Source organism: Streptomyces oceani (genome assembly GCF_001751245.1).
Taxonomy (GTDB): domain Bacteria; phylum Actinomycetota; class Actinomycetes; order Streptomycetales; family Streptomycetaceae; genus Streptomyces; species Streptomyces oceani.
The window spans coordinates 1-11551 of sequence record NZ_LJGU01000091.1; the positions used below are offsets into that span (position 1 = coordinate 1).

Annotated in this window: 11 protein-coding genes and 1 pseudogene; 8 read left to right on the forward strand and 4 right to left on the reverse strand. The window is 68.8% G+C overall.

The features are described from left to right. The 5 genes and pseudogenes from AN216_RS28925 to AN216_RS00990 form a co-directional block, all read left to right on the forward strand. Positions 1-945 (forward strand): annotated as a pseudogene (locus tag AN216_RS28925) (hypothetical protein); the annotation flags it as partial. A 103-nt stretch (positions 946-1048) separates the two neighbouring features. Beyond that, positions 1049-1639: a peptidoglycan recognition protein family protein gene (locus tag AN216_RS00975; protein WP_070194642.1), complete on the forward strand. Its 591-nt coding sequence runs from the start codon at positions 1049-1051 to the stop codon at positions 1637-1639. Between the two features lie 219 nt (positions 1640-1858). Continuing rightward, entirely contained in the window at positions 1859-2794 is a 936-nt protein-coding gene (locus AN216_RS00980) for a 1-aminocyclopropane-1-carboxylate deaminase/D-cysteine desulfhydrase (protein WP_070194643.1), read from the forward strand. A gap of 559 nt (positions 2795-3353) precedes the next feature. Further along, the gene (locus AN216_RS00985) at positions 3354-3767 is read left to right on the forward strand and encodes an ATP-binding protein (RefSeq protein ID WP_070194644.1); all 414 of its coding nucleotides are present in this window, start codon (positions 3354-3356) and stop codon (positions 3765-3767) included. Then, the gene (locus tag AN216_RS00990; protein WP_420855674.1) at positions 3656-4723 is read left to right on the forward strand and encodes an RNA polymerase sigma factor SigF; all 1068 of its coding nucleotides are present in this window, start codon (positions 3656-3658) and stop codon (positions 4721-4723) included. Before AN216_RS00985 ends, AN216_RS00990 begins: the two co-directional genes overlap by 112 nt. 236 nt (positions 4724-4959) lie before the next feature. Here AN216_RS00990 and AN216_RS00995 read toward each other — a convergent pair whose 3' ends face one another. Beyond that, entirely contained in the window at positions 4960-5373 is a 414-nt protein-coding gene (locus AN216_RS00995) for a hypothetical protein (protein ID WP_244502262.1), read from the reverse strand. Between the two features lie 74 nt (positions 5374-5447). Here AN216_RS00995 and AN216_RS01000 point away from each other — a divergent pair, with 74 nt between their 5' ends. Together AN216_RS01000 and AN216_RS01005 are read left to right on the forward strand one after the other, a co-directional pair. Next, a complete protein-coding gene (locus AN216_RS01000) occupies positions 5448-6413 on the forward strand; it encodes a diacylglycerol/lipid kinase family protein (protein ID WP_070194703.1) in 966 nt (321 codons plus the stop codon). Between the two features lie 309 nt (positions 6414-6722). Beyond that, complete coding sequence (locus tag AN216_RS01005) at positions 6723-6986, forward strand: WhiB family transcriptional regulator (RefSeq protein ID WP_023528300.1); 264 nt, start codon at positions 6723-6725, stop codon at positions 6984-6986. Between the two features lie 141 nt (positions 6987-7127). On the opposite strand, the gene AN216_RS01010 is transcribed toward AN216_RS01005, so the two are convergent. Beyond that, positions 7128-8615: a sensor histidine kinase gene (locus tag AN216_RS01010; RefSeq protein WP_170842989.1), complete on the reverse strand. Its 1488-nt coding sequence runs from the start codon at positions 8613-8615 to the stop codon at positions 7128-7130. A gap of 273 nt (positions 8616-8888) precedes the next feature. Continuing rightward, the gene (locus AN216_RS01015; RefSeq protein ID WP_070194646.1) at positions 8889-9527 is read right to left on the reverse strand and encodes a TetR/AcrR family transcriptional regulator; all 639 of its coding nucleotides are present in this window, start codon (positions 9525-9527) and stop codon (positions 8889-8891) included. A gap of 76 nt (positions 9528-9603) precedes the next feature. On the opposite strand from AN216_RS01015, the gene AN216_RS01020 reads away from it, so the two are divergent. After that, entirely contained in the window at positions 9604-10389 is a 786-nt protein-coding gene (locus AN216_RS01020) for an SDR family oxidoreductase (protein WP_070194647.1), read from the forward strand. 68 nt (positions 10390-10457) lie between these two features. On the opposite strand, the gene AN216_RS01025 is transcribed toward AN216_RS01020, so the two are convergent. After that, positions 10458-11531, reverse strand: coding sequence for an SIS domain-containing protein (locus AN216_RS01025; protein WP_070194648.1), 1074 nt, complete (start codon positions 11529-11531; stop codon positions 10458-10460). Positions 11532-11551 lie beyond the last annotated feature (20 nt).

Below are 11551 nucleotides of genomic sequence, written 5' to 3' on the forward strand. Positions count from 1 at the left end.
GCCGCCGGGGACGCCGCGTCCGTACGCGCGCACGCCCACTTCTTCACCGAGCAGGCCGACCGGCACGGTGGGGGGCACGTCCGCGCGCCGCTCGCCGCGTACCTCGCGGCGCTGGCCCGTACGCTACGGGCTTCCGGCAGCACGCCAACCGTCCGTACCAGGCACGGCGGCTGGACCCTCCGAGCCGTCGAGCACGACCAGTTGCTGGCCGGCGCCGCCCGGCTGAGCTACCTGCTGGCCCGGGTCTACGTCGACGAACAACGCCACGGGCTGGCGCAGCGCACCTTCCGAGCCGCCGGCGAGCTCGCCGAGGAGGCGGGCGTACCCGCCGAAGCCGCCTTCGCCCGGCGCGCGCTGAGCACCCAGGCACACCAACTCGGACACCGGCAGGACAGCCTCGCGCTCGCCGAGGCGGCCTGCGCGATCGCACCTCCGGACACCGAGCCCTCCGCGCGGTCCTTCCTGTACGCCGGACTGGCCGTGGCCGCGGCGGGCACCGGGCGTCGTACGGCAGCCCTGGGCGCGCTGCGTCAGGCGGAACGGGAACTGAGCCACGCGGACGCGCTGGGCGGTGGCCCGATCGGGGGTTATCAGGAGGCCGCCCTGCAATACCAGACCGGTCGGGTACGAGCCTGTCTCGGTGATCGAGCGGGCGCCATCGCGGAGTTGCGCGACTCGCTTCGCTCTCGTGCCCCGGACGAGCGCCGGGCGCGTGCGCTCAGTCATGCGGAGCTCGCCGAACTCCTCCTCGCTGAGGAGCGGCTGGACGAGGCGTGTGCGGCGTGGGAGGTGTTTCTGAGTGACTGTTCCATGGTCCGATCGGGGCGTGCGCGCCGCGCACGCGCGCGCATTCCGGCGCTGCTGCGACCGTACGCGCGCCAGGAGTGCGTACAAGCGCTGCTGGCACGTTCGGACGCCCAACAGAGGGGGCACTGCACTCAGTAGCGGCCGGGACCGGGCTGGGCCCGGCCAACGGCATCACCGGACGAAAAGCTCGGGACGAGAGCACACTCGGGCCGAGACACTCTGGACGAAACAGAGGCGAAGCATGGCGACACCCATCACCGCGAGCGGCTTTGTCGCGGCACTGAAGGACGAGGGCGCGACCGTGGAGGAGTTCCGCGACTGGCGGGACCACAACCGAAACCACCAGGGCGAGTGGGGCCCGGTGAACGGCATCATGATCCACCACACGGTCACCAGTGGCTCCAAGCGGACGGTCGAGATCTGCTACGAGGGTTACGACTCGCTCCCCGGCCCCCTCTGCCACGGCGTGATAACGAAGGACGGCACCATCCACATGGTCGGGAACGGCCGTGCCAACCACGCGGGTCTCGGCGATGACGACGTCCTCCGGGCCGTCATCGCCGAGCGCGAGCTGCCCGCTCCGAACGAGCGCAACACGGACGGCAACAGCCGGTTCTACGGCTTCGAGTGCGAGAACCTGGGCGACGGCGAGGACCCGTGGCCCAAGGCCCAGCTCGAGGCCATCGAGCGGGCCGCGGCGGCCCTCTGCCGGCACCACGGCTGGAACGAGCGGTCGGTCATCGGCCACAAGGAGTGGACGAACCAGAAGGTCGATCCGCGCGGGTTCACCATGGACTCCATGCGGAAACGGATCGCGGAGCGGCTCGGCTGAGTTCCCCCGCACCGACTCCCGGGGCGAGCGTTCGCGTCGTCCCGGGAGCGTGCGACCGGCGCAGCCGCCGGGGCGGGTACGGCAGCGGCGTACGCGTGGTTCCGGTTTTCCGGCTCCGAGGTATCCGGTTCCCCGCTCCGTCCGGCGACACCGAGACACCGGCGGCTCCGGCGGCATCGAGACACCGGCGACACTGGTGGCCCGACGGAAGGAGGGCACATGGTGACGGACCCCCTGCCGGAGCTCGCCCCGCGGCTGCCGTCACCGCTCCGCGAGGTGACCGACGAGCGCTTCGCTCGGCGGGGAGTCCGGTTACTGCTCAAGCGGGACGATCTGATCCACCCCGCGCTGCCGGGCAACAAGTGGCGGAAACTCGTACCGAACCTTCGTCTGGCCGCGGAGCACGGTCACCACACCGTGCTGACCTTCGGCGGTGCCTACTCCAACCACCTACGGGCCACCGCCGCGGCCGGCCGGCTGCTGGGCTGGCGAACGATCGGGGTGGTGCGTGGCGACGAACTGGCTCGACAACCGCTGAACGACTCGCTGACCCGATGCGCCGCTGACGGCATGCGGCTGCACTTCGTCACCCGCGCCGCCTATCGCCACCGGGCCGAACCGGCCTGGATCGCGGAACTGCACGAGCGCTTCGGCGACTTCCACCTGGTGCCTGAGGGCGGCAGTAACGGCGCGGCCGTGCGCGGGTGCGCCGAACTGGGCGCCGAGCTGCGAGGACACACCGACGTGGCCGCCGTGGCCTGTGGCACCGGAGGGACCCTCGCCGGGCTGGCCGCCGGGCTGGCCGCCGAACCGGAGAACGGGGCACGACGGAGCGGCGTGTCGGGCGCCCCGGCGGTGGCCCTGGGCATCCCGGTGCTGCGGGGCGGATTCCTCGACCGCGAGGTGACCCGGCTGCAACGGGCCGCCTACGGCGGCCCACGGGGCGACTGGCGGCTGGACGACCGCTTCCACGGGGGCGGCTACGCGCGTACGACGCGGGAGTTGGAGGGCTTCGCCAGGGACTTCGAGGCCCGGCACCCGCCCGTACCGCTGGACCGGGTCTACGTGGCCAAACTGCTGTACGCCCTGTGTCAGCTGGCCGACGAGCGGGCCTTTCCGCCAGACAGCACGGTGACCGCCGTGATCACCGGATGACGTCGGTCGCGTGCGCCTCCGGGCACCCATGCGGGACCACCCACCCTCACCCTACGTGTCCACGAGGGGTTGCCCGTCCACCAGCCGGCGCACCCCCGACCGTCACGGAACGGCGTCACCCGGCTCGCGACAGGCATTCGCGCTGTCTGGAGTTGCAACGGCACGCGTGATGGGTACGAGACTGGAAACACCCAGTCAGTCGGCTTCTCCGGCGTACCGTGGAGGGGGCCGACGGACGAGTGTGGATTCGCGGTCGTCCGAGGTGGCTCGACTCACCTCGGCACATCGCCAACGCAGCGTGATTGTCCCGGATTTCCCCTCCCCGCCCTCTAGCCACTTTACGTGCCATTATGTTTACTATAGGTAACTGGACATTGGTGATGCGGAGTCGTGACTCCAAGATTCAGTCGGGCGACATTCCGACACGGATCGCGATAGCGTCGCAGTCGCACCACCCGCTGTCGGTCCGGACGGCTCGCAGGCCATCTGCGCTGCCAGGACCGCGCGTCGTATCAGTCATCGACGAGCCGAATCGGCTTGCGCCACCTTGGAGGTGAGGGTGTCCCAGATCGCAGGCGAGCCCGGAGACAAGGACTTCGTCGAGGTCCGGCTGCCCGCTGCCGGTGCCTACCTGTCCGTGCTGCGCACAGCCACCGCCGGACTCGCGGCCCGATTGGACTTCACTCTCGACGAGATCGAGGATCTTCGTATCGCGGTCGACGAGGCGTGCGCCATCCTGCTTCAGCAGGCGGTTCCCGGTTCGGTACTCAGTTGCGTCTTCGAGTTGATCGGAGACTCGCTGCGGGTGACCGTCTCGGCACCCACAACCGACGGCAGAGCGCCGGAGCGTGACACCTTTGCCTGGACGGTACTGTCCGCGCTGGCCGGCGAAGTGGACTCCGCGGTGTCCGAGACCCGCACGGTCAGCATCAGTCTGCGCAAGCAGCGCGGCGCGGGGCCGGAACCATCGTGACCGAGCACGAGGCACGAGAAGCGTGGGCGGACCACCTGGACGCGGCCGGCCCCGGCATTCCCGAGCAGCAGGCCCGGCCGCATCCGGCCGACAACGGCCGTGAGCAAGCGAAGCGGGCGGACTCGATGGACGAGCAACAGGAGAAGCAGACGCAGGCGGCCGAAGCGCTGCGGGCGCACGCGGCGCATGGTCCGGGCGCCCCGTACGACCGCAGCGGCGCCCGGGCTCTGTTCGCGGAACTGCACACGCTCCCGGAGCACAGCCCCGCTCGAGCCGAGCTGCGCAATCACCTCGTGCGGATGCACCTCCCCCTCGTCGAGCACCTCGCCCGTCGGTTCCGCAACCGCGGGGAACCACTGGACGACCTCACGCAGGTCGCGACCATCGGACTGATCAAGTCCGTGGACCGCTTCGATCCCGACCGGGGCGTGGAGTTCTCGACGTACGCCACCCCGACGGTCGTGGGCGAGATCAAGCGGCACTTCCGGGACAAGGGTTGGGCGGTACGGGTCCCACGCCGGCTTCAGGAGTTGCGGCTTTCCCTGACGTCCGCCACCGCCGAGCTGTCCCAGCAACACGGCCGCGCGCCCACGGTGCACGAGTTGGCGCAGCGACTCTCGCTCTCCGAGGAGGAGGTGCTGGAGGGGCTCGAGTCGGCGAACGCGTACAGCACACTCTCCCTGGACGTTCCGGATACCGACGACGAGTCCCCCGCCGTCGCGGACACCCTCGGCGCCGAGGACGACGCGCTGGAGGGGGTGGAGTACCGCGAGTCACTCAAGCCGTTGCTCGAGGAGCTGCCGCCGCGTGAGAAGAAGATCCTGCTGCTGCGCTTCTTCGGCAACATGACCCAGTCCCAGATCGCGGAGGAGGTGGGCATCTCCCAGATGCACGTCTCCCGTCTGCTCGCCCGCACTCTGGCTCAACTGCGCGACCGGTTGCTGGTGGAGGATTGACGCCCGCTCCCGCCTGAAGGGCGGGTGATTCCCTTCCTGGCGTTCACGCGTGGCGGCTCGCCCTGAGTCGGGTTTCCGGTTACGCGGGGCGATGCCCCGGTCGTTGGGAGGTCTTCCCCACCTCCGCGGGCCGCAGATGCGAGCGGAACCGGCTCAGCAGCCTGGTGGGGCCGTGATCGTCCTACCCCGGGTCAAGGCAGGAAGGCCCCGTGGGCCGTCAGCTCCCCAGCACGCTGTCAGGAGCGCTGAGCGCCGATACCGAGAGCCTCCGTCGCGGTGGGGTTGACCACACAGCCGAGTGCCACCAGCGCCACCGCACCGATCACGAGTCCGCCGACGAGCCAGACGCCGCCGTTCTGTGCCATCTGCCACCCCACGGGCAAGGCGAGTAGCTGGATGATCATCGCCGGCCCGCGGCTCCAACTGCGCAGCCGACGCAGCCCCTGGGCAGCCAGCAGTGGCAGCACCGAGAGGGCTAGCACAGTCAGGGACAGGGTCAACGCCTGCGTGGTGCCGTCCGGATCACCGGTGAAGAGCATTACCAAGGAGGCCAGCCCGAAGCCGGCGATCACCACCCCTTCCAACGCGGTCAACACCGCGGCGGTTACGATCCGGGCCGGTCGGGCGGGGGTGGCAGCACAGTCACTCACCAGTGCAGGGTAGCTCGAAGACGAGGGCAACCTGGGCTCCAGGGCAGCAAGCCGCCATGGGTACCCTGCCATGCATGCGCGCACTCCTCGTGGTCAACCCAGCAGCCACCACCACCAGCGCACGCACCCGCGACGTGCTCACTCACGCGCTGGCCAGTGACCTCGAACTCACGGTCGCCACCACGGAATACCGGGGGCACGCGCGCGACCTCGCACAGCGGGCGGTGGAGGACGAGACCGAGTTGGTCATCGCTCTCGGCGGAGACGGGACCGTCAACGAGATCGCCAACGGCCTTCTCCACGACGGCCCGGCGCCCCGACGGTTGCCGGCACTGACCGTGGTGCCGGGGGGCTCGACCAATGTGTTCGCGCGGGCGCTCGGCTTTCCCAACCACCCCGTCGAGGCGACCGGAGTGCTGCTGGACGCGCTGCGTGAGGGACGGGAGCGCACGGTCGGGCTGGGGAAGGCGACCGGGACCCCGGAAAGCGGCGATGCCGAGGTACCGGCACGCTGGTTCACCTTCTGCGCCGGATTCGGTTTCGACGCCGGTGTCATCGGACGCGTGGAACAACAGCGTGAGCGCGGAAAGCGCTCGACTCACCCGCTGTACGTCCGCCAGGTCCTGCGCCAGTTCCTCAAGGAGCCGCACCGCCGCACGGGCACCATCACCCTTGAGGTGGCGGGCCGGGAGCCGGTCCACGAACTGGTCCTCTCGCTGATCTGCAACACCGCCCCCTGGTCGTATCTGGGCAACCGCCCGATGTACGCGGTGCCCGGCACCTCCTTCGACACCGGCCTCGACCTGCTGGGGCTGTCCCGGCTCACCCCCTCGGCTATAGGCCGCTACGGCACTCAACTGCTGACCTCCACTCCGGACCGGGGGCCACACGGCAAGCACGCGGTTTCACTGCACGACCTCACCGACTTCACCTTGCATTCAAAGGTCCCGCTGCCTTTCCAGGTGGATGGCGATCATCTGGGAGTACGCACCAGTGTGCAGTTCACAGGCGTACGGCATGCACTGCGTGTGATTGCGTAAGTGGAAGGGCTCAAAGTCCTTTTACTCGAACGTTTAGGCTGGCTTCCACCCACTGGAATTACGGCTGTGAGCCAGCCGACACCAAGGAATCAAAAAAAACTTTCCCGAAGGGGTTGTATCCACCGCCGAGGTTTGCGAGTCTCTTCATGGCGATCGGGACGGCCATCGGCGGCCCCTTGAGAGCCTCGAATCCTCCTCCTCAACCTTGTGGGACTCGCATCACATCTGCGTTGTTCCCCTTCCCCTGCGGAGGGATTCGTGAAAGCGTTCACATTCACAAGCCCCACCGTACGAGGAGAGGTAGCAGCCATGGACTGGCGTCATAACGCCGTTTGCCGCGAGGAAGACCCCGAGCTCTTCTTCCCCATCGGCAACACCGGTCCCGCGCTGCTGCAGATCGAGGAAGCCAAGGCTGTCTGCCGCCGCTGCCCCGTCATGGAGCAGTGCCTGCAGTGGGCCCTGGAGTCCGGTCAGGACTCCGGTGTCTGGGGTGGCCTCAGCGAGGACGAGCGCCGCGCGATGAAGCGCCGCGCAGCTCGCAACCGCGCGCGGAACAACGCCGCGAGCGCCTGAGTCGCCACACCGACTGCCGTCTCGACCGCAGCGCGCGGTGTCCGTGACAGACACCGCACACATACATCGATGAGCCCTGGTGCTGACACTTCGTCAGCACCAGGGCTCATCGTTTGGCTGGCTCGGCGACGGTCGCCGCCGTCACTCCCCGGCCACCCCCGGTTCCGGTGCGAGGGGCAGGTCGAAGAGCACTCGAGTCCCGCGCTCCGGTGCTGGAACCATGTCGAAAGTCCCGCCCAACTCCCCCTCCACCAGCGTGCGCACGATCTGCAACCCCAGGTTGCCCGCCTGGCGCATGTCGAAGCCTTCCGGCAGGCCGCATCCGTCGTCCTGCACGGTGACCAACAACCGACCGGTTTCCCGACCCGCGCCCTCGGTGCGCACCGCACCGACCTCGACCGTCCCCTGGGCCCCTGCCGCGAAGGCGTGTTCCAGCGCGTTCTGCAACACCTCGGTGAGCACCATGGCGAGCGGGGTCGCCACCTCTGCCGGCAAAATCCCGAAGCGACCCGTCCGATAGCCCCGGATGCGGTCAGGCGAGAGCTCTGCCACCATGCCGAGCACTCGGTCGGTGATCTCGTCGAACTCGACGCGCTCATCGAGGTTCTGGGACAGGGTCTCGTGGACGATCGCGATCGAGCCGACGCGACGCACCGCCTCGTTCAGCGCGTCCCTGGCTCGGTCCGAGTCCATACGCCGAGACTGCAACCGCAGCAGTGCGGCCACGGTTTGCAGGTTGTTCTTCACTCGATGGTGGATCTCCCGGATGGTGGCGTCCTTGGTGAGCAGTTCCCGCTCCCGGTGCCGGACTTCCGTGATGTCGCGCAGCAGCACCAGCGAACCGATCCTGCTTCCCTTGGGCTGCAACGGGATGGCACGCAACTGCACCACACAGTCGTTTCCCTCCACCTCGGCCGCACGGGGCGCCCAGCCGCTGGCCAGCTTGATCATGGACTCGTCCACCGGCCCTCGGGTCGGGGCCAGTTCGGTGGTTGCCTGGCCGAGATGGAGTCCCACCAGGTCTGCTGCAAGACCGAGCCGGTGATAGGCCGAGAGCGCGTTCGGGCTGGCGTACTGGACCACTCCGTCGGCATCGAGCCGGATGAGACCGTCGCCCACCCGAGGTGAGACATCGGTGTCTCCCTGCTGGCCCGGGTACGGGAACGATCCCGTGGCGATCATCTGTGCCAGGTCGGAGGCGCTCTGGAGATAGGTGAGCTCCAGCCGACTGGGCGTGCGTACGGTGAGGAGATTGGTGTTCCGGGCGATGACGCCGAGCACGCGCCCAGCACGGCGGACGGGGATCGATTCGACCCGGACCGGCACCTCCTCCCGCCACTCCGGATCACCCTCCCGCACGATCCGTCCGTCATCCAGGGCCGCGTCCAGCAGGGGCCGCTTCCCGCGGGGCACCAAGTGCCCCACCATGTCGTCCTGGTAGGAGGTCGGGCCCGTGTTGGGACGCATCTGGGCCACGGACACGTAGCGGCTGCCGTCCCGGGTGGGGACCCAGAGCACCAGATCCGCGAACGAGAGGTCGGAGAGCAACTGCCATTCCGACACGAGCAGGTGCAGCCACTGCAGGTCGGTGTCCGAGAGGGCCGTGTGGTGGCGTACTAGGTCGTTCATCGAGGGCACAGCGCCGAGACTACCGGCGGCGGCGTGGGGCACGACGGGGGCGGTCTTCCATGGTTCTCCCACCCATGGACAGAGCAACAGGTCTAGTCCACAATTGCTTCCAGGAAGCCCCACGGCTGACATACACGGCTTCCGCTCTTCCCGCACAGAAGAGTGGAACGAGGTTCACGGCGCTCTCTGCCCTGACGCGCCCGAGCCTTGGAACTCCGGGCTGCGGCGCTGGGCGGGGTGAGGGTCCCACCCCGGCGCCGCGGCCCGAAGTGTTCAGTGGCGCTCCTCCTCCCGGCCGCCCACAAGCAGCGCGGGCCAGGCCCGCATCGCGGTGTCCGCCACCGCCAGGAGTTCGGTGTGGTTCGCGCCGTCCCGGGCCTGCTGGGACATCCCGTGCATCACGACTCCGGTGAACTGCGCCAGGGCACGGGCGTCGGTGTCCGCCGGCAGCTCTCCAGCGGCGACACCAGCCCGAATCCTGCTCTCGAACCTGTTCTCGTTCGCCCGACGCTTCTCGCACAACGCCTCGGTCGCGTCTCCCGAGCCGCCGTTACTGGCGGCCGTGGCGATCAGACAGCCCGGCGGCCGACCAGGCGTCGTGTACTCACCCGCGGCGTCGTGGAGGACCCGCGACAGCGCGCCCCGGGCGGTGCCCTCCTCTTCGAGGGCGCGATCGATGAAGCCGCCGTACTCCCGCACGTAGACCTCGATGACCTCGCCGAAAAGGGTCCGCTTGTCGCCGAAGGCGGCGTACAGACTGGGCGCACCGATCCCCATGACCTCGGTGAGGTCGGCGATCGACGTCGCTTCGTAACCCTCTTCCCAGAAGGCGCGAATGGCCCGCTCGAGGGCGGTCCCGCGGTCGAAGGAGCGTGGGCGACCCCGCCGCCCTCCGCTCTGCGCAGTGCTCATGACGCTATTCTATAGCGCTCACTGCATAATGTGTTAGCGTTCTTTCTGTAGCGACCACTAGTTATATGGAGTCACGATGGTATCCAGCACAGCGCAGCCGCCTGCCACGAAGCGGCTGGCCGGCCGGACGGCACTGGTCACCGGGGGCAGCAGGGGAATCGGCCGAGCCATCGCCGAGCGCCTCGGGCGGGAAGGCGCCCGCGTCGGAGTGCACTTCGGCGGTGACGCCACCGCGGCCAAGGACACGGCGACGGCTATCGAGGCAGCGGGCGGCACCGCCTTCACCGTCCAGGCCCGGCTCGGCAAGGCCGGTGACGCGGAAGGTCTCTGGTCCGCGTTCGACGCACAGGCGGACGGCCTGGACATCCTGGTGAACAACGCCGGCGTCAACGGCGGTCAGGTCCGCCCTGCGGAGGTCACGCCGGAAGCCTTCGACCACCTCTTCGCCGTCAACACGAAGGCGCCCTTCTTCATCACCCAGCAGGGTCTCTCCCGGCTGCGGGACGGTGGCCGTATCATCAACGTCTCCTCCGGACTGACCCGCGGCGGTGCGGCTCCGGACTTGCTGGCCTACGCGATGACCAAGGGCGCGATCGACGTCTTCACCATGACGCTGGCCAAGGAGCTCGGGGCCCGTGCCATCACGGTCAACGCCGTGGCACCAGGCGTCGTGGACACGGATATGAACGCCGACTGGCTCCGTGCGAGCGCCGAGGCTCAGGCCGGTGTCTCCGCCGCGTCCCCGCTCGGCCGGGTCGGCGTACCGGACGATATAGCGGGGGTGGCGGCGTTTCTCGCGTCTGAGGACAGTCGCTGGGTCACCGGCCAGTGGATTGACGCCACGGGAGGTGCGTTGTTCTGACGACACCGTGCCGGGCCTCGCAACGGGGCGAGTGCCCGGCACGGTCTACGGCACGTCGTGCGGACGGGTCACCGAGTCTGCGTGACCTTCGCCAACGCGCGCGGAGCGTCAGGGTCCTGACCCCTGGCCATCGTCACCTCGTAGGCCAGCATCTGAAGCGGAATGATCTCCAGCACGGGCTGCAGTTCCTCCGGGACTCCCCTCGTCGGGAGGACAAACCCGGCCGATGCGCCATCGACCTGTCGCTTCGGGCCGATCACGACCAGGTCCGCGCCCCGGTCCTTCAGCCGGTCCAGGACGGGCTGTAGCGCTTCCCCTCCCTTGCCATCCGTCACCACGGCGATGACCGGGGAGATGTTGTCCACCATCGCCAGCGGACCATGAAGCAGGTCCGCCCCGGAATACGACAGCGCCGGGATGTAGCTGGTCTCCATCAGCTTCAGAGCGGCTTCCTTCGCCGTTGGATAGCCATAGCCTCGGGAGGTGATCACCATGCGCTCCGCGAAGCGGTAGCGGCCGGCGAGTGCCTTGACCTCGTCACCCCGAGCCAGCACGGACTCGGCCAGCTCCGGCAGGACCTTGGCGGTTTCAGCGCCGTGACCGCCGCGCATGCCCTCCACCAGGAGGTACAGCGCGAGCAACTCGGCGGTGTATGTCTTGGTCGCCGGAAGAGCCTTCTCCTCACCGGCCAGGACGTCGATGTGGAACTCACTGACGGAGGCGAGCGCGGAATCGGCGTTGTTGGTCACCGCGAGGGTGATCGCGCCGGCATCCCGAGCCGCGCGCGTGGAGGCGACCAGATCCGGTGAACCACCGGACTGACTCACCGTGATCACGAGGCAGTCGGTGAGGTCTGCCTTCGCCTCGTAGGCCGTGGTGGTGGACATCGAGGTGAGTCCACAGGGCTTGCCGAGGAGGATCTCGAAGAGGTACTTCGCGTACAACGCGGCATTGTCGGAGGTGCCCCGCGCGGTGAGAAGGACGAAGCGGGGATGCCTGGCGGCGATCTGCTCACCGGTTCGACGGATCTCGGGGGAGCCCTCGTCAAGCAGCCGGCGCAACACCGCTGGCTGTTCGGCCATCTCGCCGAACATCACCCGGCCTGGCTCGTTCTGCTGCTGCGACGAAGTCGGCGCGGACATGCTGGGTGCCTCCAAGTGGA

What these genes read in the sequence shown, in the direction of transcription:
- AN216_RS00975 (WP_070194642.1), top strand. Translation starts at nt 1,049, where the DNA reads ATGGCGACACCCATCACCGCGAGCGGCTTTGTCGCGGCACTGAAGGAC.
- AN216_RS00980 (WP_070194643.1), top strand. Translation starts at nt 1,859, where the DNA reads ATGGTGACGGACCCCCTGCCGGAGCTCGCCCCGCGGCTGCCGTCACCG.
- AN216_RS01000 (WP_070194703.1), top strand. Translation starts at nt 5,448, where the DNA reads ATGCGCGCACTCCTCGTGGTCAACCCAGCAGCCACCACCACCAGCGCA.
- AN216_RS01005 (WP_023528300.1), top strand. Translation starts at nt 6,723, where the DNA reads ATGGACTGGCGTCATAACGCCGTTTGCCGCGAGGAAGACCCCGAGCTC.
- AN216_RS01010 (WP_170842989.1), bottom strand. Translation starts at nt 8,615, where the DNA reads ATGAACGACCTAGTACGCCACCACACGGCCCTCTCGGACACCGACCTG.
- AN216_RS01015 (WP_070194646.1), bottom strand. Translation starts at nt 9,527, where the DNA reads ATGAGCACTGCGCAGAGCGGAGGGCGGCGGGGTCGCCCACGCTCCTTC.
- AN216_RS01020 (WP_070194647.1), top strand. Translation starts at nt 9,604, where the DNA reads ATGGTATCCAGCACAGCGCAGCCGCCTGCCACGAAGCGGCTGGCCGGC.
- AN216_RS01025 (WP_070194648.1), bottom strand. Translation starts at nt 11,531, where the DNA reads ATGTCCGCGCCGACTTCGTCGCAGCAGCAGAACGAGCCAGGCCGGGTG.